This is a genomic window from Solwaraspora sp. WMMD406 (genome assembly GCF_029626025.1).
In the GTDB taxonomy this organism is placed as follows: domain Bacteria; phylum Actinomycetota; class Actinomycetes; order Mycobacteriales; family Micromonosporaceae; genus Micromonospora_E.
Genome location: NZ_JARUBF010000003.1, coordinates 1 through 22,821, shown reverse-complemented (window position 1 = coordinate 22,821; position 22,821 = coordinate 1). Strand labels below are relative to the sequence as shown.

The 22,821-nt window shown below is 71.5% G+C and carries 19 protein-coding genes and 2 pseudogenes; 7 read left to right on the top strand and 14 right to left on the bottom strand.

What is annotated here, in order from left to right; genetic code table 11:
- Positions 1–483: 483 nt before the first annotated feature.
- Positions 484–765: a flavin reductase gene (locus tag O7632_RS32160; protein ID WP_278116099.1), complete on the top strand. Its 282-nt coding sequence runs from the start codon at positions 484–486 to the stop codon at positions 763–765.
- An 87-nt stretch (positions 766–852) separates the two neighbouring features.
- Here O7632_RS32160 and O7632_RS32155 read toward each other — a convergent pair whose 3' ends face one another.
- The 3 genes and pseudogenes from O7632_RS32155 to O7632_RS32145 all read right to left on the bottom strand — a co-directional run.
- Positions 853–3,627, bottom strand: coding sequence for a tetratricopeptide repeat protein (locus tag O7632_RS32155; protein WP_278116097.1), 2,775 nt, complete (start codon positions 3,625–3,627; stop codon positions 853–855).
- Positions 3,624–4,049: a hypothetical protein gene (locus O7632_RS32150; RefSeq protein WP_278116095.1), complete on the bottom strand. Its 426-nt coding sequence runs from the start codon at positions 4,047–4,049 to the stop codon at positions 3,624–3,626. Before O7632_RS32150 ends, O7632_RS32155 begins: the two co-directional genes overlap by 4 nt.
- 155 nt (positions 4,050–4,204) lie before the next feature.
- Positions 4,205–4,429: pseudogene (locus O7632_RS32145) on the bottom strand (hypothetical protein); the annotation flags it as partial.
- Positions 4,430–4,496: 67 nt separating this feature from the next.
- On the opposite strand from O7632_RS32145, the gene O7632_RS32140 reads away from it, so the two are divergent.
- A protein-coding gene (locus O7632_RS32140; RefSeq protein WP_278114776.1) for an IS5 family transposase occupies positions 4,497–5,325 on the top strand; the annotation gives its coding sequence in 2 pieces (ribosomal slippage) (positions 4,497–4,840 and positions 4,839–5,325; 831 coding nt in all).
- Positions 5,326–5,352: 27 nt separating this feature from the next.
- Here O7632_RS32140 and O7632_RS32135 read toward each other — a convergent pair.
- The 3 genes and pseudogenes from O7632_RS32135 to O7632_RS32125 all read right to left on the bottom strand — a co-directional run.
- Positions 5,353–5,739, bottom strand: a pseudogene (locus O7632_RS32135) (pentapeptide repeat-containing protein); the annotation flags it as partial.
- Positions 5,740–6,497: 758 nt separating this feature from the next.
- Entirely contained in the window at positions 6,498–7,328 is an 831-nt protein-coding gene (locus O7632_RS32130; RefSeq protein ID WP_278116093.1) for a PP2C family protein-serine/threonine phosphatase, read from the bottom strand.
- Positions 7,316–7,714 carry a hypothetical protein gene (locus O7632_RS32125; protein WP_278116091.1) on the bottom strand — a complete coding sequence of 133 codons (399 nt, stop codon included), beginning with the start codon at positions 7,712–7,714 and terminating at the stop codon, positions 7,316–7,318. The genes O7632_RS32130 and O7632_RS32125 overlap by 13 nt, the downstream gene beginning before the upstream one ends.
- Positions 7,715–7,843: 129 nt before the next feature.
- Here O7632_RS32125 and O7632_RS32120 point away from each other — a divergent pair, with 129 nt between their 5' ends.
- Both O7632_RS32120 and O7632_RS32115 read left to right on the top strand, forming a co-directional pair.
- Complete coding sequence (locus tag O7632_RS32120; RefSeq protein WP_278116089.1) at positions 7,844–8,233, top strand: DUF1304 domain-containing protein; 390 nt, start codon at positions 7,844–7,846, stop codon at positions 8,231–8,233.
- Positions 8,234–8,475: 242 nt separating this feature from the next.
- The gene (locus tag O7632_RS32115) at positions 8,476–9,300 is read left to right on the top strand and encodes a poly-gamma-glutamate hydrolase family protein (RefSeq protein WP_278116088.1); all 825 of its coding nucleotides are present in this window, start codon (positions 8,476–8,478) and stop codon (positions 9,298–9,300) included.
- A 49-nt stretch (positions 9,301–9,349) separates the two neighbouring features.
- Here O7632_RS32115 and O7632_RS32110 read toward each other — a convergent pair whose 3' ends face one another.
- The 5 genes from O7632_RS32110 to O7632_RS32090 form a co-directional block, all read right to left on the bottom strand.
- Complete coding sequence (locus tag O7632_RS32110; protein ID WP_278116086.1) at positions 9,350–10,756, bottom strand: MFS transporter; 1,407 nt, start codon at positions 10,754–10,756, stop codon at positions 9,350–9,352.
- Positions 10,757–10,801: 45 nt separating this feature from the next.
- Entirely contained in the window at positions 10,802–12,007 is a 1,206-nt protein-coding gene (locus O7632_RS32105) for an IS110 family transposase (RefSeq protein WP_278115430.1), read from the bottom strand.
- Between the two features lie 272 nt (positions 12,008–12,279).
- On the bottom strand, positions 12,280–12,915 hold the full coding sequence (locus tag O7632_RS32100; RefSeq protein ID WP_278111929.1) for a class I SAM-dependent methyltransferase family protein: 636 nt from the start codon (positions 12,913–12,915) through the stop codon (positions 12,280–12,282).
- A 20-nt stretch (positions 12,916–12,935) separates the two neighbouring features.
- Positions 12,936–14,177 (bottom strand): IS110 family transposase, encoded by a 1,242-nt coding sequence (locus O7632_RS32095; protein WP_278111931.1) that lies wholly within the window; start codon positions 14,175–14,177, stop codon positions 12,936–12,938.
- 437 nt (positions 14,178–14,614) lie between these two features.
- Positions 14,615–15,421, bottom strand: coding sequence for a glycerophosphodiester phosphodiesterase (locus O7632_RS32090; RefSeq protein ID WP_278116084.1), 807 nt, complete (start codon positions 15,419–15,421; stop codon positions 14,615–14,617).
- A gap of 149 nt (positions 15,422–15,570) precedes the next feature.
- Between O7632_RS32090 and O7632_RS32085 the strand changes: the two genes are divergently transcribed.
- The gene (locus O7632_RS32085; RefSeq protein ID WP_278116082.1) at positions 15,571–17,205 is read left to right on the top strand and encodes a hsp70 family protein; all 1,635 of its coding nucleotides are present in this window, start codon (positions 15,571–15,573) and stop codon (positions 17,203–17,205) included.
- A 58-nt stretch (positions 17,206–17,263) separates the two neighbouring features.
- On the top strand, positions 17,264–17,671 hold the full coding sequence (locus O7632_RS32080) for a DCC1-like thiol-disulfide oxidoreductase family protein (protein WP_278116080.1): 408 nt from the start codon (positions 17,264–17,266) through the stop codon (positions 17,669–17,671).
- Between the two features lie 16 nt (positions 17,672–17,687).
- On the opposite strand, the gene O7632_RS32075 is transcribed toward O7632_RS32080, so the two are convergent.
- The 3 genes from O7632_RS32075 to O7632_RS32065 are packed head-to-tail and all read right to left on the bottom strand — an operon-like array spanning position 17,688 to position 21,879.
- Positions 17,688–18,416 (bottom strand): hypothetical protein, encoded by a 729-nt coding sequence (locus O7632_RS32075; RefSeq protein WP_278116078.1) that lies wholly within the window; start codon positions 18,414–18,416, stop codon positions 17,688–17,690.
- A complete protein-coding gene (locus tag O7632_RS32070) occupies positions 18,413–20,278 on the bottom strand; it encodes a dynamin family protein (protein WP_278116076.1) in 1,866 nt (621 codons plus the stop codon). Before O7632_RS32070 ends, O7632_RS32075 begins: the two co-directional genes overlap by 4 nt.
- Positions 20,275–21,879, bottom strand: coding sequence for a dynamin family protein (locus O7632_RS32065; RefSeq protein ID WP_278116074.1), 1,605 nt, complete (start codon positions 21,877–21,879; stop codon positions 20,275–20,277). Before O7632_RS32065 ends, O7632_RS32070 begins: the two co-directional genes overlap by 4 nt.
- A 204-nt stretch (positions 21,880–22,083) precedes the next feature.
- Here O7632_RS32065 and O7632_RS32060 point away from each other — a divergent pair.
- The coding region (locus O7632_RS32060) for an ATP-binding protein (RefSeq protein WP_278120660.1) at positions 22,084–22,821 on the top strand (738 nt) is incomplete at its 3' end.

The following is a 22,821-nucleotide window of genomic DNA, read 5'->3' as shown; positions in this document are numbered from 1 at the left end:
GGGGACAGTGCTGCCGGCGTCGTCCACGAAACCCCGTCCTCTCGTGTCGCGTAATGGTGGGTGGATGTTGGGTTCGAACCTACCGGTGCGAGATTGCGCTGAGCCAGGTGGCGAATAAGCATGATGTGAAGGAAGAGTTCAGTGATCATGGGAAATGTGTTGTAAGAAGGGTTGACAAATGGGGTTGAGGTCCACACGCGACGGCGCGATACGGTTCGCGCCACGACACGCCCGCAACTGGCGGCGACTCGGCCGGTACTGCCGCTGCGGAATACGCTGGCCCTGCCCCGACAGGTGCCTGTCGTCGACCATCGCGCCGTACCTGCACAACACGCCGGCCCCGCGTCCGAAGCCGACGGATCGGCCGCCGAACCAGTCGCCGCAGTGGGATCGCGGCCCCCGATGGAACCACCCCACCGAGTACGTGTGGGTCGCCGGCCTGTTGACGCGCGGACAGCGCGCCCGAGTGAACGGGGCGCACTGATGCACATCGCGTCCCGCCCCCACTGGAATTGCCGCGAGTGCGGTACGGAATGGCCGTGCGAAAGCGCCAAGATCGAGATCACCGCCGACTGGGCCAACGACCGTATCGGGATGTGCGTCTACCTCGCCACCCTGATGTACGAGGCGATCGACGACCTGCTGGAATGCGACGCCGAGCAGCTCAGCCCGCCGGACCTGTACCGCCGGTTCCTCCGCTGGCCCGACCAGATCGCCGAATCCGAAGCTATTGCTCGCCTGTCAGCGCGTCCCGGCGAGCCCTGACCGCTGTTGCCTCGTCCCCGCGACCGAGCCCGTCGAGTACGTCCGCCAACGTCCCAGTGCCCTGACCAGGTCTCAGGTGGACGGGCGCTACCCCGATTCCCCTCTTTGTGCCAACAGTGAGCTTGCGAGGTTGGCTCGAGCGTGTCGGTGTTGGACCTCGATGGCCTCGACGGGGGCATTCAGGGTTTCTGAGGCAGGGTTGAGTAGCGGAGTCCGGGTTCGGCGCGGCCCACCCGGCCAGGTCCAGGTCCAGCGGCGTTTGGTGAGCTGTCGGTAGATCGTGACGGCTTCGACGGCGGCATCCAGGGCCTCCTTCTGCCGGCCCAGGTTCCACAGAATCGCCGAGAGGTTGTTCAGCGACATGACGAGGTCGGGTTCGTGAACGGCAGGGTTGGCTTGAGCGAGTCGGCGGTAGATGCCGACGGCTTCGACGGTGGCGTCCATGGCCTCCCCATGCCGCCTCAGGTCCGACAGCCGGACGCCGAGGTTGTTCAGGGATTTAGCGAGGTCGGGTTCGTGCGCGGCGGGGTTGGCTTGAGTCAGCCGCCGACGGATCGTGACGGCTTCGACGGTAGCGTTCAGGGCACCCTTCTGCCGCCACAGGCCCGACAGCTGGATGCCGAGGTTGTTCAGCGACGCGGCGAGGTCGGGTTCGTGAACGGCAGGGTTGAGTTCAGCAAGTCTGCGGTGGATCCTGACGGCTTCGGTGGTGGCGTTCATGGCCTCCCAATACCGCCTCAGGTCCGACAGCCGGACGCCGAGGTTGTTCAGCGACATGGCGAGGTCGGGTTCGTGAACGGCAGGGTTGAGTTCAGCAAGTCCGCGGTAGATGCCGACGGCTTCGACGGTGGCGTCCATGGCCTCCTCCCGGCGGCCCAGGTCCGACAGCCGGACGCCGAGGTTGTTCAGCGACATGGCGAGGTCGGGTTCGTGCGCGGCGGGGTTGGCTTGAGCGAGTCGGCGGTAGATGCCGACGGCTTCGACGGTGGCGTCCATGGCCTCCTCCCGGCGGCCCAGGTCCGACAGCCGGACGCCGAGGTTGTTCAGGGATTTAGCGAGGTTGGGTTCGTGAGCGGGGTTAGCTTGAGCCAGCCGCCGGCGGATCGTGACGGCTTCGACGGTGGCGTTCAGGGCCCCCTTCTGTCGGCCCAGGTTCGACAGCCGGATGCCGAGGTTGTTCAGGGATTTAGCGAGGTTGGGTTCGTGAGCGGGGTTAGCTTGAGCCAGCCGCCGGCGGATCGTGACGGCTCCGACGGTGGCGTCCAAGGCCTCCTCCCAACGTCCCGCCTCCGACAGCCGATTCCCGAGCGATCCGAGCAGACGTGCCGTAGTCGGCTCATCGGCGGTAGCGAGCCGGTGCGTTGTGAGGCGTCTGGTGATAGCTGCTTTGGCGACGGCCAAGCCGACATGCAGTTCCTGCGGCAGATGCGGCTCAATCGCCTCGAGCGCGCTGATGTCGAGCGCGTCGATGCCAGCGATCCGGGTCAGAACGGTGCCGCCGGCAGCGACCGCCAGTTCCGGATATTCGCGCAGCATCGGAGACAGCGTCCGCCGTGCCACGTGCGGCCAGCGGATCGCGGTCTCCACCAGCACCGTCAACGCCGCTGCCGACCAGACCGGCTGACCGGCAGCGGCACGGGCGGCGCCGGTGATTAGCCGGGCGATCACACCGCCGGTCCACGGATCGGTGGGAGCGCCGGCGACATGGTGACCGGGAAGCCGTAGCGCGATGAAATCCTCGCCGAGCCGGTCCGGATACAGCGGCTCCAGCACCTTGTCCGGCTCAGCCGGCGGATAACAGACCGCATGGTCGGTCAGGACCTGGTCGGCGGCGTCCGGCGCGCACACTCCCGCCACCGTCAACGCGGCCAGGCCGTCGTCGTAGTCGAGCGGCCGGGTCAACGTCGCTGTGCAGACCGTACGGCTCAGCACCTGCGGGGTCGTGACGAAGCTGGTCTGCTGTTCGTGCAGCTTGTGCCAGTGGTCGACCTCCCGGCGTAGCAGGTAGGCCGACAGGTCCCGATCGCCGGTCGGTGCTGTCCGCTGGCGCGCGGCAGCGTCGACCGTGACCAGCGCCGCCATGTGAATCACAAGGATCTGCCGGTACGCCAACCCAGCAGCCAGATCAGCTGGCGGCTGGATCGAGCCTGTGTCGATGCCGTACGCATAACCGAACCGGTCGGCCGCCTCGGCGAAGATCCGCCGCCGGTTCGCGGGGCTGTCGGCGGCCGGGGGCAGCGCCGTGACGTCGGCCGCGTACCCGAGCGTCGTCAGGTCGTGCTGGTGCTGCCACAGCGTCGACTCGGGGCGCGCGAGCAGCAGCAGCCGGGTCGGCACGCCCTGGCGTAGCAGCTGGTCCTTGAACAAGTCCCGCAGGTCTTCGGCGGGCCAGCGTTCGGCGTAGTCGACGATCACCAGCAGACCACGCCCAGTTGCCTCGGTGGCCTCGGGCGGGTCGTCGGCGGCGAGCTGGCTGCGGTGGCGGGCGACCGCGACTGCCCAGCCGGCGGCGATGCTGTCCGCGCCGAACTGGGCCGCCAGCCGGGTCTTGCCCTGCCCACCCGGACCGTGCAACAGCCGCACCGCCAACCCGCGCGCCGGGTCGTCGCGCCAGGCGGCCAACTCGGCACGGTCGTCGTCCCGTAGGGCGGTGAACGGCACCACCTGGTTGGTGGCGGCGAGCAGCATGCTCGGCTGGTCGACCAACGTACGCGGGTCCGGCGGCCGCTGCGGCTGCCACTGTTCCACCCGGTACGCCGGCCGCTGCTCGTAGATGGTGATGTGCTGGTCACCGGCGGCCTGGATCACCTGCCCGTGGCCGCTGGCCTCACCGCGCAGGTCCACGTCCGGCTGTCGCCTCACCGCTCGTTGATGCGCTGGTCGCGTCCGGCCTGAATGATGCGGGCGTTGTCCCGCGCGGTGGCGGTCATCGTGATGCTGCCGACCTGCTGCTGGTCGGCCGGCGGCAGCAGGGGAGCGAGGGTGTCGTCGAGGAGGCGACGCAGTTCGGCGGCGAACGCCGGATCCTGGCGGATCAGCCGTTGCAGTTTGCGCTGCCAGTCGTCGACCAGGCCCTGTTCGGCGTCGGTGTCGCCGTCGCGGCGGGCGGTCAGGACCTCGTCGCGTACCTCGGCCAGCTCGGCGCCGATGGTGTCGGCCTGCTGCGGGCGTACCCGCCGCCACAGCGCGACCGCCCCGTCGCGGGCCTTCTCCCACGCGTCGGTCGCGATCGCCTGGATCAACGCGGCACCGGTCGCTGCCGCGATCGGGTCGATGTCCACCATGTCCGCCACTCCGTCCGTCCGAGGTGGCAACCACAGTAGACCGGCACCGCCAGTGAGTCGGACCGCCGCGATGTCGGATGCCTTACAACACTGCGTGGTATCGAAACCGGACGTCGGGCCACCGTAGTATCTCGCCGGAGTGGCAACACCGGCCGTCACTCCGACTCCACGTCCCCATCCGGCTTCGTCTCCACTGCTACGCGCACCAGCCGCCGAGTGTCGAGATCGACCCGCCACCCTGCCGGCCACAGATCACCGACACGATCACCGCCTCCGACACAAGCGCCGTTCAACACCGCACGGCGCTTGAACGTCGCCTCATCGAAGCTGGCATCGCCGGTGAACGTCACCCCCATGAAGGCGGTGCTGCCGACAAAAGTGACATTGTCGAATAAGACCGCATCTCGTTAGGGGTTGTTGGTTGGCTGGGTCGTTCGTTGTACCTGTGTGAGTGATGTCGAGAAGTACTGTCCGGATTCGTTGTGGCAGCTCGCGCAACCGTTGCTGCCCGAACACCCGAAACGCCATCAGGGCGGTGGCCGCCCGCGTACCGATGACCGGGTCGCGCTCGCCGCGATCCTGTACGTGCTGCGCAGCGGCTGTGCGTGGGCGGCTCTGCCGGCGTCGTTCCCGATCTCCCGGCCGACGGCGCACCGCCGGTTCACCGAGTGGACCGCACTCGGGGTGTTCGACGCCCTGCACCGGGCGATGCTCGACGTGCTCGGCCTGGCTGGGCAGATCGACTGGTCTAGGGCGAGTGTTGACGGTATGCACGTGCGGGCGGTGAAAGGGGGGACCTGACCGGCCCAGCCCGGTAGACCGGGGCAAGCCCGGCTCCAAGATCCACGCGGTGTCCGACCGGCGGGGTCTGCCGTTGGCCGTGGTGGTGTCCGCCGCAAACGTCAACGATCACAAGGTTCTCGACGATGCGCTTGACGCGGTACGACCGGTCCGGCAGCCAGTCGGGCGCCCCCGTAAGCGGCCGGGCAAGCCGCACGGCGACAAGGGCTACGACCACCGGTCCTGCCGGGAGACGCTGAAACGGCGCAACATCACCGCCCGGATCGCCCGGAAGGGCATCGAGTCGTCGACGCGGCTGGGCCGGTACCGCTACGTCATCGAACGCTGCTTGGAGTGGGTCACCCGGTTCAGGCGCCTGGCCCGCCGCTACGAACGCAAGGCTTCCCACTTTGCCGGATTCCTTTCCCTGGCCTGCGCCGTGATCTGCTACCGTCGGGCCGTCAAGCTGAACCTGCTGACCAGCAACAACCCCTAGCGAGATGCGGTCTAAGGCATCGCCAGTGAACGTCGCGTCGGAGAACCGGGCTAGGCCGGTGAACGTCGCTGCGACGAACCGGGCGTCGCCAGCGAACGTGGCCCCGGCGAATCTGGTGGTGCCGGTGAACTGGGCCCCGCCGAAACGGGCGTCCTCAAGGACGCAGTTGCTGAAGTCCGCATCGAGGAGGGTGGCCTCAGTCAGGTCGACGGTCACTCCGCTCCAGCACGTCGGAAGCGGCGTGCCGTCCGGCGTCGTCGGCCTCAGGTGGCGGGCGAGGATGCGCTGCGCGGCCAGCCGTACCTGGCGCTCCTCTCGGGGGTCAGGTTGCGGCGGCGCATCCGGTTCCTGGCCGGTGTCGGGTTCGGCGGTGTTCTGATCTGCCTGCTCCTCGGCCGGTAGCGTGTACGGCATGCGCAGATAGGCGCAGAAGACTTCGACGATGCTCTGGCGGTGCACCGGGTTGTCCTGGGCGAGGCGTTCTAGCGCGTACAGGCCGGCCAGGCGTACCGGTGCCTTGTCGGAGCCGAGCTGGTCGGCGGCCTTGACATACAGCTCGGTGACCCGTTTCTCGCCCGCGTCGTACTCGGTGGCCTGCTGGGTCCGTTCGGTGACCTGCTGGCGGCGTAACGCCAGCAGCAGCGCGGCGGCTGCACCGACACCCGCGCCGACCGACAGGCCGGTGCGGATCGTCTCCACCCGCAGTTGCGCCCGCTCCAGCGGCGTCCCGACACCGCCCGGGACGGTGGCCTGCAGCGCCCACACCGCCGCCCAGGTGATGCCGGCGACGACCAACGCGCCGACCGGGATGATCCAGGTCGGCAACGGACGCAGCGGACGCTGCGGCGGTACGGGTGCCGCCGACGACTCGCCCGCCGGCCGCGCCCGCCGCCACCGCACCCCGCCGACGGCCAGCCCGGTCACGCCGGCCACGGCGAGCAGCAGCACCGGCCAGTGGTCGACAATCAGCCGACCCAGCGTCGGCCACAGCCGACCCGGCAGTAGCAGAACGGCGGCAGCGAGCAGTGCCGCCGCGCCCGCTATTGCCGGCGTCGCCGCCTTCCAATGCGCGATCACCCGAGTGTCCTGCCGTCCGCCGAAAGCCATCCGCCGTGGGCAAACACAGTAGACCGGCACCGCCAACGGGTCAGACCGCCGCGCTGTCGGATGCGTTACAGCGGGGTGATGACGGTGCGTTCGGCGGCGGCCGGGGACCAGTCGGCCAGCAGCAGGGTGGCGTCGTCGCTGGGTGGGCCGCCCCGGAAGTCGGCGACGGCGCGGGCCAGTCGGCGTAGCGCCTCGGGAGCCGGCAGACCGGTGCCGGCCTGGCGTTCGGCGAGGTCGGCGAGGCGGCTCAGGCCGAACTCGCCGCCGTCGTCGCTGCCCCGGGCCTCGACCACCCCGTCGGTGAACATCAGCAGCTGGTCGCCGGGCTCGAGCGGCTCCTCGCCGATCGCGCGGACCGGGTGCCGGATGCCCAGCGGCAGCCGCCGGCCGTCGCGCAGCTCGCGGACCATTTTGCCGCCGCGCAGCAGCATCGGCCGGGGATGCCCGGCGTTGACGTACCGCAGCAGCCCGCTGTCCAGGTCGAGGTCGGCGAGGATCGCGGTGACGAACCGGGCGTCGGTGAACTGGTCCAGCACGGCGGCGTCGGCGGCTTCGGCCTGCGCGACCAGGTCGCCGCCGCAGCGGCGGGCGGCCCGGATCGCGGCGATGACGGCGCTGCAGGTCAGGCCGGCTTTCATGCTGTGCCCGACGGCGTCGAAGATCGCCAACTGGGCGTGGTGGCCGTCGATGGCGTAGTCGAATCCGTCGCCGCCGATGTCGTAGCTCGGTTCCAGGATCGCGCTGACGGTGATCCGGCGGGTGGCGGCGGTCAGCGGCGGCAGCACCTGCGCCATCAGTTCGGCGGCGACAGTCGCCGACCGGGACCGGCCGACCCGCAGCAGGAAGTCACCTTTCGGGGCGGTGACGGTGATCAGGTGGCCGATCAGCCCGGCCATGGTTTCGCAGCGGCGTCGGGTGTGCGGGTCGGCGGCGTCGGCCGGGTCGGCGAAGGCGAATCGATGACACCGAGCCGGTCGGTGCCGTCGATCATCGGGATCCACCAGGCCGGTTCGTTCAGCGCCGGGATCGACTCGACCAGGGTGAAGGCCCGTCCGGCGAGGGATCCTTCGACCGGTTGCGGTGGCGGGTCGGCCCGCCCGGGATGCGGTACGGGCCGCAGCGACTGCTGTTCCTCGTCGACCAGGTAGATCGTGGTACGCACCCCCAGCTGGGCCATCACCTCGTCGAACTCGGGTGCCAGCTCGTCGGGTTGGAACAGGTGGGAACGGCTCAGTACGTCGCTGAGCGCGTCCAGCCAGAGCCGTTCCACCGTCCGGTCCACGCCGCCACCATACGGCGGTGCCGGTCACCCACACCGGGCGGTCGCCGGTACGGCCGCCCGCCGCCCGTACGCCCGGGGCGGGTCGGGCACAATCTGGGCACGAGCCGTACGAACAACCGGGGGACTGGCATGGTCGTCGCAGGACTGGTCTTCGCTGGCGTGGCGGCGCTGATCCACGTCTACATCTTCTATCTGGAGTCGGTGGTCTGGACCGCGCCGCGCACCCGTGCCGTGTTCGGCGTCCGCAGCGAGCAGGACGCCCTGACCACCCGGGTTCTCGCCTTCAACCAGGGCTTCTACAACCTGTTCCTGGCGGTCGCGGTCGGGCTCGGCATCGTCGTGACCGTCGCCGGCGGCACCGCCGTCGGCGCGACCCTGGTGTTCACCGGCGCCGGGTCGATGGTCGCCGCCAGCCTGGTCCTGGTGGTTTCCCGGCCGGCGATGGTGCGCGCCGCGCTGATCCAGGGGTTGGTGCCGCTGCTCGGCGTCGCCGCCCTCGCGGCCGGTCTGGCGGCCTGATCCCCGCCTGGGTCGCACCGGAGCCGCCCCGGACGGGAGTGTCGGCTCGGTAACACGTCACCTGTCGTCGATCCGACGGGCATCGGTGCGAATTCACCCCGTACCGGCGCGGTTTGCTGCCGATATCGGCGGTCGCTGGCCGTTGCGGCGACGGAAATCGTTGGCGACCATGCGAGCGGGCGTGACACGGTGTGCGTCGCCCGGCACCCCGGGCAACCGCACCGATCGGAGGAACCACACTCATGAGCACCACCAGACGTACGGTCCTCGGCCTGCTCGCCACCGCGGCGGTCGCCGGACCCCTGGCGACGTTGCCGGCCGCGCCGGCACTCGCCGCCGACCTCTACGACTCCAACACCGACCTGTACGCCGACCCGAACCTCACCGAAGGCGTCGACTACGCCCGCCGGTTCCGCCGGCATCCGCTGCTCGACAACGCCAACGCCGGCACCGTCGCGTTCCCCCGTACCGCGATCATCGCCCCGCACGGCGGCGGCATCGAGGGTGGCACGTCGGAGCTGTGCCTGGCGATCGCCGGCTACCACCCGGCGACCCTGGCCGCGACCCCGCCGGCCGGCCCGGTCCACGACTACTGGATGTTCGAAGGCATCCGTTCGTCGGGCAACGGTGAGCTGCACGTCACCGCCAGCCACTGCGACGACACCCCGGCGTTGTCGGTGGCGGCCTGCGCGCTCAACGTCGTCGCCCTGCACGGCTGCACCCCCGGCACCGCCGGGCTGCCGTCGAACGCGCAGGCCGTCGCCGTCGGCGGCCGCAACGCGGCGTTCCGCGCGGCGCTGATCACGGCCTTCACCACGGTCGGGTTCACCGCGTTCGACGCCACCGGCATCTCGGCGATCGCCGGCACCGCCATCGACAACATCGTCAACCGGACGCTGCTCGGCATGGGCGCCCAGCTGGAAATCACCAGCCCGTTGCGGTCGGCGATGTTCGGCACCAACACCGTCGCGCAGCGCCGCAACACCACCAACACGGTGTTCTGGAACTTCGTGGCCGCCACCCGCACGGCGATCGCGCAGATCGAGGCGACCCAGCCGATCCCGTGACACCGGCCGGTCCCGTGACACCGGTCGCGGGTCAGCGCCCCGCCCCGGGTCACAGCACCCGGGGCGGGGTGTTGCCGGCGGCGACGATCGCCCGGCGCATCGGCACCGCCAGCAGCAGCACGAACCCGACCACGAAGAAGATCAACAACGAGACCAGGCCCACCCGGTACGAGTTCGTCAACTGGAACACGATGCCGAACGCGAGGGGTCCCAGCCAGCTGGTGCCCTTGTCGCTGATCTCGTAGAACCCGTAGTACTCGCCTTCCTTGCCGGCCGGGATGAGCTGGCTGAACAGCGACCGGCTCAACGCCTGCGACCCGCCCAGCACCAGACCGATCGCCGCGCCGAGCGCCATGAACTGGGCGGGCGCCTCAGCCGGCAGCCGGAACGCCGCCAGGATCACCGCCGTCCACAGCACCAGGCTGGCCAACACCGTCTTCCACGCCCCGATCCGCTGCGCGACCGCCCCCAACGCCAACGCGCCACCGAACGCCAGGAACTGCACCAGCAGGATCGTCACGATCAACGTCGACTGGCCCAGCCGCAGCTCCTCGGTGCCGTACTGGCTCGCCAGGGCGATCACCGTCTGGATGCCGTCGTTGTAGACCAGGAACGCCAGCAGGAAGAACAACGTCAACGGGTACGTCTTGAGCCCGCGCACCGTACGGCCCAACTGCTTGAACCCGTCGGTGAGCACGTTGCCGCCCGGCCGGGCGTCGACCGCCGGACGTTCCCGCAGCCACGCCAGGGGCACCAGGGTGAACACCGCCCACCACACCCCGGCCGACACGATCGACCAGCGGGCCAGGTCCAGGGTGCGTTGCGGGTCGCCGTCGATGCTGAACGACTGCACCACCACCAGGTTGACCGCCAGCAGCAGACCGCCGCCGAGGTAGCCCAGCGCCCAGCCCCGGCTGGAGATCCGGTCCCGGTCGTCGGGCCCGCCGAGCCGTGGCAGGAACGAGTTGTACACCACCACGCTGGCCCCGAACGCGATGTTGGCCAGGACGAACAGCCCACCGCCGAGCAGATAGCGGTCGCCGGTGACGAACACCATCGCGATCGTCGCCCCCGCACCGAGGAACGCCGACACCGCCAGCAGCCGCTTCTTGTGCATCGTCCGGTCGGCGATCGCCCCCATGACCGGCAGCACCAGCACCGTCAACGCCACCGACAGCGACACCAGGTACGGAAAGTACGACCCGGCGGCGACCTTCACACCCAGCGGGTACACGTACGCCACACACTCGTCGGCGTCGATCGCGCAGCCGGCCGCCTGCTTGGTGACGCTGGTCAGGAACGGCCCCAGGAACACCGTGATCACGGTGGTGGAGAACGCCGACATCGCCCAGTCGTAGAAATACCAGCCGGTCCGTTCCCGCCGGGTGCTCGGCGACGGCACGTCGGCAGTGGGTGCGGGTACGACGGCAGCGGGCGGCGGGGTGAGGTCGGACATCGGGTCCTTCTCTGCGATGGGCGGGGGGTGTCCCTATGGGTTCTGTCAAGCAGCGAGGCGGGGTTCGTCCGCCGGTTTGGGCTGGTATGGCCGTTGGGTGCGGAGCATGGCGTGGAGGACGTCGACGCGGCGGCGGGCGAGGCAGATGAGGGCGGCGTTGTGTTTCTTGCCCTCAGCGCGTTTGCGGTCGTAGTAGGCGCGGCTGAGCGGGTCGGCGAGAGCGGCGAACGCGGACAGGAAGAACGCGCGTTTCAGCTGCTTGTTGCCGCCCTTGGGTGGGTGTTCGCCACGGATGCTGGTGCCGGAGCGGCGGGTGACCGGGGCCAGGCCGGCGTAGGCGGCCAGGTGGCCGGGGGTGGGGAACGAGGTGCCGTCGCCGACTTCGAGCAGGATGCGGGCCGCGGTCCTGACGCCGATGCCGGGCATCGAGGTCAGGACCGGGGCAAGAGGGTGCGCATCAAGCATCCCTTCGACCTGTTCGGCGACCTGGTCGCGTTGGCGCAGCAGGTCACGCAGGTTGTCGGCGAGTCGGGGAAGGACGGTCTCGGCGGCGGTGGTGCCGGGAACCACGACGGTCTGCGCGTCGAGCGCGGTGAAGATCTGGTCGACCAGGCGGGCGCCCATGCGTGGCGCGCGGGCCTTGACGATCTCGGTGAGTTTCGCCCGGCCTGCCTTGCGGATGCCGGTGGGTCCGCCGCACCGCGAGATGGCTTCCAGGACGGCGGGGTGCTGCAGTTTCGGGCCGAGGACGCGTTCCAGGGGTGGGTGGATCTGGGTGAGCAGGCCCCGGATGCGGTTGGCGACGCGGGTGACCTCGCCGGCGAGGTCGTCGTCGTAGCCGACCATCACCTCCAGCTCGGCCAGGGCGTCGTCGCCGGTGTCGACCCGGCGCAGGGTGTGGGGCAGGGTGCGGGCGGCGTCGGCGATGACGTAGGCGTCGCGGGCGTCGGTCTTCGCGGTGCCGGGGTGCAGGTCGGCCAGGCGGCGCATGACCAGACCGGGCAGGTAGGCGACCTGGTGGCCGCAGGCGCGGGCGACCGCGACGGGCAGCGCGCCGATCGAGGCGGGCTGGTCGACCACGGCCAGGATCTGGCCGTGCCGGGCGAGTTTGTCGAACAGTTTCCGCAGCCCGGTTTCGGTGTTGGGCAGCGTCGCGTCGTGCAGCCGCTTGCCGTCGCGGTTCAACGCGACCGCGTGGTGTCCTTCCTTGCCGACGTCGAGTCCGATGAAGACGCCGAACCCGTCGTGCACAGCTTGCCTCCTCACGGCGATGGCCTGGCTCGGCCGCTGGTCATAGCGTCGGACTGCCGGCATCCACGTTACGGAGAGACCTACCCCACGACGGGGTGGCCGGGTCCCTATCAGCGGTCCGCCGACGCCACCCGGCTCGGCGACAACACCCCCCGGATCATGCGTACGACAGGGGCATTCAGTCATACCGAGCCGGGCGACCGAGCAGTCCCCGGCTGGGGACGATCAAAAAGACCTCCGATCTCCGGAAGCGTCAAGTCGTCGGTTCGCCGTCAGGTGATGAACTGGAAGATCTTGCCGGTCTCCAGCGGCTGTGGGGTGCCGGTGAAGCGGTGAACGCCGACGGAGAACAGCACGTCGTCGGGTGCGGTGAAAGCCTGTTCGGCGAACCCTGCGTCGGCCAGCCACCTTCGGACCGCCGGTGTCAGGTCGGGTGCTCGTCGTGTCCTGGTCCAGATCACTGTGGCGTCGGCAGCGCAGATCTGCGGCAGCGCGTGAATGGTGGTGTGGGCGTCGGCGTCGCTGATGTTGCCCAGGACGCCTGCCATGATGACCAGGTCGGCGGGCACCGCCTGCCGGTATGAGGCGAGGTCACCGGCGTCGGCCTGCCCGACGGTCACCGTGTCGAGGCCTTCGGCGATTGCTCGGGTCCGGGCCGCGGCGACGTTGCGCGGTTCGTACTCGAGCAGCGTGGCGCTGACTCGCACGGCGTCCTGGCGCGACGCCAGCACGGTGAGAATGTCGTGACCTTGGCCGGCGCACATGCTGAGCACGGACACCGGTTCGCCAGGTCGCTCATCGAGCCACGCGGCGATGTGCTGCTGGACCAGCTTCAGTCGGCGTGCCAGGGGCGAGCCGGGGTCGGTGTAAGGGCTGTGCCAGGCGTACCAGTCCTTGCCGTCGTTCATGGGCGCCGAGTTTGCCAGTGTCACTGCGCAGCGGCGGGTGCGGGCATGCCGATCGTGGGGAAGGCCTTGCCGGGGTGGTAGAGCTGTCCTGTTGCGAGGCAGTGGTGCAGGCAGCCGAGGAGCCGGTTGAACAGGTGGCGTAGTGCGGCGGGATGTCGGTCGCCGTGGTCGCGGCGGCGCTGGTAGTGCTGTTTGGCGGGTTCGGCGTGGGTAGCGGCGACGAAGGCCCACAGATATCCGGCGGCGGCGAGCCGATCGTTCTTCACCTTGCGGTGGGTGATGGAGATGCTGCGCCCGGACGCGCGGGTGACCGGGGCCGCGCCGGCGTAGGCCTTCAGAGCGCGGGCATCGGCGAACCGGGCGCGGTCGTCGCCGATCTCGGCCAGAACGCGGGCACCGGTCACGTCGGCCAGACCGGGGAAGCTTGTCACGATCGCGTGGTCCGGGTGCTGGCGGAACGCTTCGCTGGCGGCCTCGGCAAGCGAATCAACACTGGCGCATTCGACGTTCAGCGTCGCGAGCAGTGCCAGCGCCTGGATGCCCATGGCTTCCTCCACGACGTCCGGCTGACGCAGTTGCGGACGGCGCAGCGCCTGCTGCAGCTCGGCGGCCAGGTCCTCGACGCCACGCCGTCGGCCGCCGCGGCGTAGGGCGGCGGCGATCCGAGTTGTGGACAGCTTCGCCGCAGCTGCGGGCGTGGATGCGGCGGCCAGCACCGCACGGGCGTCCGCGCTGGTCAGGTTGCCCTTCCTGCCGTTGAACGCGGCGAGGAACGTGGGGAAGTACTCCCGCAGCAGTGACCGCAGCTCGTTCGAGGCCCGGGTTCGCCGCCAGGTGGCGTCCTGGTGGGCCCGGGCCAGCACCGCGACCGCCTGAACCAGTTCGCTGTCGTGCGGCAGCGGCCGGTGAGCGTGGGCGTCGGTGCGCAGGATGTTGGCCAGCACCACCGCGTCGGCGTGGTCGGACTTCTTGCGTGACACCGAGTGCCGCTCCCGGTAGCGGGCCACCGCCATCGGGTTGATCGAGTACACCCGCCGCCCACTTACGCGCAGCGCCGCGACCAGCAGGCCACGCGGGGTCTCGATCGCCACCGGGATCGGCTCCTCGGCGCTGTCACCGGCGGCGGCCAGCATCTCGACCAGCGTGGTGAATCCGTCCACGTCGTCGCCGATGCGACCCTTGGCAACCAGGCGACCGTGCTCGTCGACCAGGGCAATATCGTGATGCCGTTCTGACCAGTCGATGCCGCAGTACACCGCCAACTCCTACTCCTCCCTCGCCTGCCCATCGGGCATGCAACCCTGGCGGAAACGCGCGGCGCCCTAATGACGAGGCTCTGTGGCCTACCCTCCGATGAGCCGTTCGCGATCCCAGCGACCCGCACGGTCCCGGTCTTCGCAGTAAGAGCTCGTCGGCTCCCGGTATGCGAGGTGTTCGCCGTGCGGGCGGGCTGCAACCACGATCAACATCCTGCCCAAGGTCACGAGGTGGTCCGGCACCGCCGAGATCCGCCGGTCTTGCACGAGACCTGACACGGTCCAGAGGTGTGCAGGCGTGAACTCAGCGAGCCGGACCACCACACGAACGACTCGCCGAGCCCACGCTGCCGATCTTTTTGGAGACCTCAAGGGCCGGGTAACGGGCAGGCATCCCGTGGTCCACGGCGGGCCGTTCGGGATTCATTAGGTAACGGGCGACGTCAGCGGGGGTGCGCGGCTCCGTCCGCGTCGACCCGACGGTCCGGCGGCCAGAAGCCACGGCTTCGATACACGTCGCGCAACACCTCGACGTGATCGGTCATGATGCCATCCACCCCGAGGTCCAGTAACTCGTTCATTTCGGCAGGTTCGTCGATCGTCCAGACGTGCACCTGCAACCCCAACCGGTGGCAGTACGCCACGAACCGGGCGTCGACCACCCGTACCCGGTTGAACCGGACCGGGACCTGCGCGGCCACCACCGACGTCGGCAGCCGCAGCCGGCCGCCGACGATCGACGCGATCCGCAGCCGCGCCACCGCCCGCATCCCCATCGACGTGGCGACCCGCCCGTGCGTCAACGACCGCAGCCGGTGCAGCCGCCGATCCGAGAACGACGCCAGCAGCACCCGGTCACCCGCGCCGCACCGGTCGACCGTGTCGACGGTCGGCCGTACGCCGCCGTCGGCCTTGACGTCGATGTTGAACCGCACCCGCGGCCACGCGTCGAGGACCTCGTCGAGCCGGGGTACGGCCGCCGCCCCGCCGACCCGTACCGTCGCCAGGTCGGCCCACCGCATCGCCGCGATGCTGCCGGTCGTCCCGGCGACCCGGTCCAGGGTGGCGTCGTGGAACACCACCGCCACCCCGTCGGCGGTCGCGTGCACGTCGGTCTCCACGTACCGGTAGCCGAGGTCGACGGCCCGGCCGAACGCCTCGGCGGTGTTCTCGTCCCCCCGGGCCGCCCCGCCCCGGTGGGCGAACGCGATCGGCGTGGGGGAGTCCAGGTAGGCGTACCGGTGCGACACGCAGCGCAGTATGCCTGGTCGAGGCGACCGGCGGCCGTACGGCGGATGGCGACGTGCCGACGAACGGCCGCACACCCGGCCACCGTCGCGCCGCGCGCCGGTCCGCCACCCGACGGCCCCCGGTGACGCCCCGCAGTAGGGTGTGCGCCATGCGGGCACTCGGCATCGACTTCGGCACCTCGAACACGGTGGCCATGGTGCGCGGCGCCGACCGGCGGACCCGGCCGCTGCTGTTCGACGGCGCGCCGCTGCTGCCGTCCGGGGTGTACCGGGAACCCGACGGGCGGCTGATCGTCGGCCGTGACGCCGAACGCCGCGCCCGCATCGCCCCGTCCGGGTTCGAACCCAACCCGAAACGCCGCGTCGACGACGGCGTGGTGCTGCTCGGCGACGTCGAACTGCCGGTGCCGCAGGTCATCGCCGCGGTGCTGCGCCACGTCGCCGCCGAGGCCCGCCGCCAACTCGGCGGCGTCGACGAGGTCCGGCTCACCCACCCGGCGCAGTGGGCCGAACGCCGCCGCCTCGTGCTGATCCAGGCCGCGCACGCCGCCGGGCTGCCGAAACCGATGCTGGTCGCCGAGCCGGTCGCCGCCGCCTCCTACTACACGGCGGTGCTGGGCAGCGCGGTGCCGCCGGGCCGGTCGCTGGCCATCTACGACCTCGGTGGCGGCACGTTCGACGCGACCGTCGTCCGCCGTAGTGCCACCGGCTTCGACGTCCTCGCCGAGCAGGGTCTGGCCGAACTCGGCGGCCTCGACTTCGACCAGGCGCTGGTCGAGCACCTCGGCCAGACCTACTCCGACACCCGCACCACGTTGTGGAACGGGTTGGTCGCCCCGGCCGACACCGGGCAGCGCCGGGCCCGCGCGCTGCTCTACGACGACGTACGCGGCGCCAAGGAGATGCTGTCGCGCACCACCAGCGCCGACGTGCACCTGCCGGCGCTCGATATCGCCGCGCACGTCACCCGGGAGGAGTTGGAGTCGCTGATCCGGGGCCATCTGGCCCGTACGGTGACCTGCCTGGCGCAGACGATCGCCGGCGCCGGCCTGGCCCCCGGTGACCTGGTCGGCATCTTCCTGGTCGGCGGTTCAAGCCGGATCCCGCTGGCGGCCAACCTGATCCACACCGAACTGGGGGTGGCGCCGACGACCCTGGAGCAGCCGGAGACGGTGGTCGCCGAAGGCGCGCTGTGCCTGGGCTTCCCGGCCCGGCCCGGTGTCGCGGGAGCGGCCGGGCCCGGTCTGTCCGGTACGCCTCGCGCGGTGCCCGCGCCGGCCCGGCCGGTCGCCGGACCCCGTCCACCGGTGCTGGCGCCCCGACCGGCGGCGACCCCGCACCGCCCGCCGGTCGGGCCGAACCCGGCCGGTCGGCCCGCGATGACCTCGGCCCCGCCGGCTGCGCCGACGGCCGTACCCCGGCTGCCGGTGCCGGCGTCGCCCGCCGGACCGGTCGCCGGACCGGTCGCCCCGGTCAACCCGGTCGGGCCTCCGGCGGCGGCCCGCCCACCGGCCGGGTTCGGCCCGGCCACGCAGCAGCCGATGCCGCCGCCCGGAGCAGGCCAGCTGTCGCCCCGGCCCGGCCAGACGCCCAACCCCGGACCGCCCGTACCGTCCACGACGCCGTACCGGGCGGCACCGACGCCGACCCCGCAGCAGCGCCCGCCGGCCGGCACCCCCCGCCGTGCCTGGTACGAGGAGACCGGCCTGGTGTGGATGCTGGCGCTGGGGTTCATGGTGTTCATCGCGCTGATCGTGCTGATGATCGCGCTGATGCAGTCATGATCGCGCCGATGCGGTGACCTCGCTGGCGGTGCCGGTCCCGCCGCAGGACAATGGTCGGGTGACCACCGCTACCCGGGAACCCGCCGGCACCTTCGTCTACGACGGCGACTGCGCGTTCTGCACCATGTGCGTACGGTTCATCGAGCGTCGGATACCGACCACCGCCACGGTCGTGCCGTGGCAGTGGGCCGACCTGCCCACCCTCGGGCTCACCCGTGAGCAGGGCGGCACAGCGGTCCAGTGGGTGCCGACCGGCACGGTCGGTTCCGCCGGCGCCGGCCCCGTCGCGGTCGCCGCGCTGCTGCGCACCAGCAACCTGCCGTGGCGGGCCGCCGGCACCGTCCTCGGGCTGCGTCCGGTGACCGCCCTGGCCTGGCCGGTGTACCGGTGGATCGCCCGCAACCGGCACCGGTTGCCCGGTGGCACCGCCGCCTGCGCCGTACCACAGGATCCGACCCCGACCTGATCAGCGGCGGCTGCGGTCAGTCTGCCGACCAGAACCGGGCCAGGGTGCTGGTGGCCGGGTCGTCGGAGGCGATCAGCGCCGCCCAGGCGTTCGTGTCGTCACCGGCGGCCTCGGTGGCGGCGTACCCGGCCAACTCGGCCGCCGTCACCGCGCCGGCGTCGTCGGCGCCGTCGTCGGCCCCGGACAGTGGGACGTCGTCGACCGACCAGTCACCGAGCAGGTCCGGGTCGGCCCACGGCCAGCCGTCCACCGGCGTCGGCACCCCGGCCGGGTCCAGCGGCGGCGGGAAATCCGCCTCCGGCCACTCGTCGGCCCCGGCCGGCACGTCCGGATCGGCACCAGGCGGCACCTCGGCCGGCCCGAGCTCCTGCGCCACCGGGTCGGCGTCGCCGAACCCGGACTCCGCCTCCGGGTCCGTGTCGGCGTACGGTCCGGCCGGACCGCCGTCGCCGGGGGACAGGTCGTCGCCGTACCCGAGCGCCCCGCCCGATCCGCCGGGGGTGTCACCGGCGTCGTCGACCTCGTCGCCGTACGCCGACCCGAAACCCTCCTCAGCGGGCGGCTCGTCGTCGGCGTCGCCGAAACCCGCGACGTCGCCGTACGCCGACGGGTAGCCGTCGAGCGGCGCGTTCAGCTCGGCGGTGTCCGCGTCGCCGTAGCCGTCCGGGCCGTGACCATCCGGGCCGTAGCCGTCGTCGGCGGACGGATCGTCGTCGCCGGTCCAGTCACTGAACTGACCGCTCATCGTGTCGCCGTCCCTGACGTCGGCGCCGGAGACAGCGTCCGGGCGCGGCTGAGCACCTCGTCGACCTGCTTGACCCGGGCCCGGATCGTGTCCCGGCGGCTCTGCAACGCCGCCCGCCGCTTGGCCCGGCTGGCCTTGTCCTGCGCCAACGCCTTGTCGATCTCGGCGATGTGCGCGTCGAGCTGCGCCAACCGCCGTTCGATCGCGTCGTCCAAGGCCAACGTCAACGCGTACTGCAGGTCGGTGAACCGCTGCACCACCTCGTCGGCCAGCGCCGCACGGGCCTCACCGAGCACCTCCCGCAGCCACACCCGGGCCTGCTGCCGGTCGCTGGCCACCCGCCGCCGGTAGAGGATGAACGCTCCGGCGGCCAACCCCAGACCGAGCCCGGCGACCGGGATCAGCAGGCCGCCGCCGACCAGCGCCCCGGCGCCCAACGCCGACGCCCCCGCCGCCGCGCCCCGACCCGCCATGAACGCCATCCCCCCGGCCGACAACGCGATCATCATGTTGTCGGCGCCACCGCCTTCGCGCCGGGGCCGGGTCGCCAGGGCGTGCCGCAACGTGCCGTTGATCCGCTGCAGCACGAACTGCAACTCCTGCGGCCCGAACACCTGCGCCAACGTGCGTTCGGCGACCTTACGGAACCGGAACTCCAGATCGTGGGAGAACCTCAGCGACAACGCGTGCAACGCCTGGTCCACCTCACCCGGCAGGTTCTTCAACGTCTCCCCACGGGCGGCCTCGATCCGGGTCAGGAAATGCTCCTGCAGGCCGCCGATCGCGGTCCGCAGCCGACCCGTGGCCTCGACCCGGGCCCGCTGCGTCTCGGTGTTCAACGCCAACGACCACTGCCGCGACTCGGTCCGCTTGCGGGCGGCCACCGCCGCGCGTTCCTCCCGGGCCCGCGCCACCTCCGACGGATCCGGATCGCAGGCGGCGATCCGCTGCCCGGCCGCCAGGTCGAGGCGCACCAGTTCACTGCGGATCGTCCGCAGCACGTTGGCCTGCGCCAACAGATGCCCCTTGCCGGCCAACTCGACCAACGCGTGCTGCAGCGGCGCCACCCGCGACTCGCCGACCAGTTCGGTGGCGGCCTCCGGCGGCACCGTCAACGCCAACTCCGCCAGCCGCGCCGACACCGGGAACCAGCCGGCGGCGGCGAACCGGGGAGCGTGCGCCTGCAACTGGGCCTGGTTGTCGGCCAGGATCGTGCGCCACCCCGGATAGGCGTCGACCTTGGTCAGGGCGAACACCACCACGTTGACCCGTTTGCTCGCCTCGATCAGGAAGTCCATCTCCGGCCGGGTGAACGGCGTCGACGCGTCGACCACGAACAGCAACGCGGCGGCCCGCTCCACGGCGGCCAACGCGATCTCGGTGTGCGCCGGATCGAGACCACCGGTACCCGGGGTGTCCACCAGCGACAGGTATTGCAGCAGCGGCGCCGGATGGTCCACCTCGATGCGCCGGGGCGGACGGGTCCCGTCCGGCAGCCGCCCCAGCACGGTGCCCCAGTCCCGCAGCCGATCCACCGGCACCGGCACCGGATCCTCACGGCCCGGCACGAACGCCCGCGCCGCCGGCCGGGGCCCGTGCGCGAACTCCAGGTACGCCGACGTCGCCACCGCCGCGTCCACCGGCGACAGATCCGTCACCCCGATCAACGCGTTGACCAGCGAACTCTTGCCGCGTTTCGTTTCCCCGACCACCACGATCGACGGCCGGGTCACCTCCCGGCGCCGTAGCGCGTCGATCTCCACGGCGGCGTCCGGGTCGAGCCCCCGGACGAACCCCAGACAGGTGTCGACCGCGCCGGACAGCAACCCGCCCAACGCCGCCGGAGACGGCCCGCCGCTCATCGGCCCCCCACCCCCGGACCGGTCTGCGCGGACTGCGTCCTCACCTGCTGCGACAGCAGGTGGAATCCACGGTGCGCCACCAGCGCCACCCGCGACTGCGCCGGAGACGCCCCGGCCACCGCGAACACCCGCCACCGGGTGGCCGCCTCCACCGCCGCCGCCACCAGCTGATCCACCCCGGCGCTCGGCAGGTCCAACACCCACCGCGGGTCGGTCGACAACGCCAGCCGGGTCAGTTCCTGCTCCATAGACTCCGGCAACTCCACGCTGCCCGTGGTCACCAACTGCGCCACCTCCAGCAACCGCAGCCGGTGGTACTCCGGCTGGTGCAGCAGCCGCTCGATCGCGTCCCGCAACGTCTCCCGGTCGGCGGGGTGCGCGGTGTGACTCGCCACCTTCTCCAAGCTGGACAGACCCCAGCCGGCCTTGATCGCGTCGGTCCGCCACCGGAACGCCTCGTCCAGGGTGTGCCGCAGCCGGGGAAACCCGGACGCGGCGAACAACGTGCGCACCAGGTCACCGGAGGCCAACTGCGGCGCCGCGCTCAACTGCGCCACGGCGAACCCGATGCCGTACAGGTCCAGCAGCCGCAGCAGCCGCTCCCGCTGCGGGCGGGGGACCGGGCAGTCCCGCGACACGAACAGGTCCACCGACGCCAACAACACCATCCGCTGCGCCGACGGCAACCCGGCCAACGTCCGCAGCGCCTCACAGTCGGCGGCGGTCAACCGGCCGGCCTCGGTCGTCTCGGCCAGCAACCCCACCACCGGCACCACGTCGGACACCACCCGCCGCAGCACCCGCGTCTGATCGGCCGCCAACGGCCCCGCCACCGGCCACGGGTCGGCCGTACCGGCCACCAACTTGTCGACCTTGTTGAACAACCCCAGCGAGTTGATCGGATTGCTCGACAGCCGCGCCGACACCGACCGGAACGCCTCCAACGCCCGTACGTCGTCGTCGCGCACCGACTGGGTGAACACGTAGATGATCGCCTCGGCGCCGGACACCGCGCCCACCGAGTCGTCGTCTATACCGGCGTCGAACGGCGCCGTGGCGTCGACCCCGGCGTCCACCCCGTCCGCGTCACCGCCACCGTCACCGCCCGGACCGGACCCGCCACCGGCGGCGAACAGGAACCGCTGCGCCGACTCACTGACCCCGGCGCTGGTCGACGACAGACCGGGAGTGTCGATCACCGTCAACTCCCGCAGATGGTCACTGGTCAACGTGACGTCGACGAACGCGATCTGCGCCCTCGGCACCCCCAGCCGCTGCGGGATCATCCCGGCGGCGTCCAACGGCAGACTCGACCGGGACCCGTCCCGGCGCACCACGTCCACCCGGTCGGCGGTGCCGTACCGGAACTGGGTCACGATGCGGGTGCACTCACCGACCTCCGTCGGCGCCACCCGCCGCCCGATCAACGCGTTGACCAGCGTCGACTTTCCCGCCTTCAGGCGCCCGGCGATCGCCACCCGCAACGGCTCGTCGAGCCGGCGACGCACCCGCAGCACCTCACCAGCGGTGCGCGGACCGACCCGCGGCCCCACCTCGTCACACAACGCCGCTACCCGGCTACTCAACGGACCAGCGCCCACGATTGGTCACCCACCCACGCGGTCGGCGACAATGACAGACGTCGGGCGGTGGTTCACACTCATCTCGCTGGTCGTCCTCCCGACACCAGGGCATGGGCGGTGCGCCCACCGCCGACATCCACACTACGAATATCCTGCCGGCGCAGGATCCCATGTTCGTGCCACCTTCGCCGGTCGGGGCGACGAGCTGTTGCGGGAGGACGAGTGCGGCACCCAGCCGGCGGCGGCCACGCCGCCCGCCCGCCACGCCACGGCGAACCCACCGTGGCGGGCGACGCCGACCACCCCGCCCGATCCGCCACGACCGCCGGCCCCACCTCCACCGCTGCCTCCGGCGGCACCGACACCGGCCGGCGAGCCAGGCCGGCCGACCCGTTCGACACCGCCGTCACCGCCGTCACCCAAAGACTGACCCGCCCCGGCCTGGTCGTCGTCACCGGCCCGCCCGGCTGCGGCCGCAGCACCCTGCTGCGGCGCGTCCGCGCCGCCTTCCCCGGCCCGACGCACACCGGCGGCGGCCTGTCCGCGCTCCGGCACGTCCCCGCCCTGCCGCTGAGCCGCGCCGTACGGGTCCGGCTACCCACCCACGACCCGCACCTGCTGGCCGAAGCGGTCCGGTCCCGGCTGCGCCACGGCCTCCTCGTCCTCGACGACCTGCACTGGGCCGACCCGCTGACCATCGCCGCCCTGCCGGCCCTGGCCCGCCACTGCCGCGTCGTCGTCGCCCTGCGCACCCCGCACCACCTGCCCCCGGCCGCGCTGGCCCCGCTACGCGCCGACGACGCCACCTGGCTGCCGGTGCCGGCCCTGCCCCCGCCGACCATCGCCGCCCTGATCCGCCGCCTCGCCCCCGCCATCGACGACACCACCACCGCGACGTTGACCCGCCGCGCCGGCGGCAACCCGCTGGCCGCGCACGCCCTGGCCCGACACGCCGCCCGC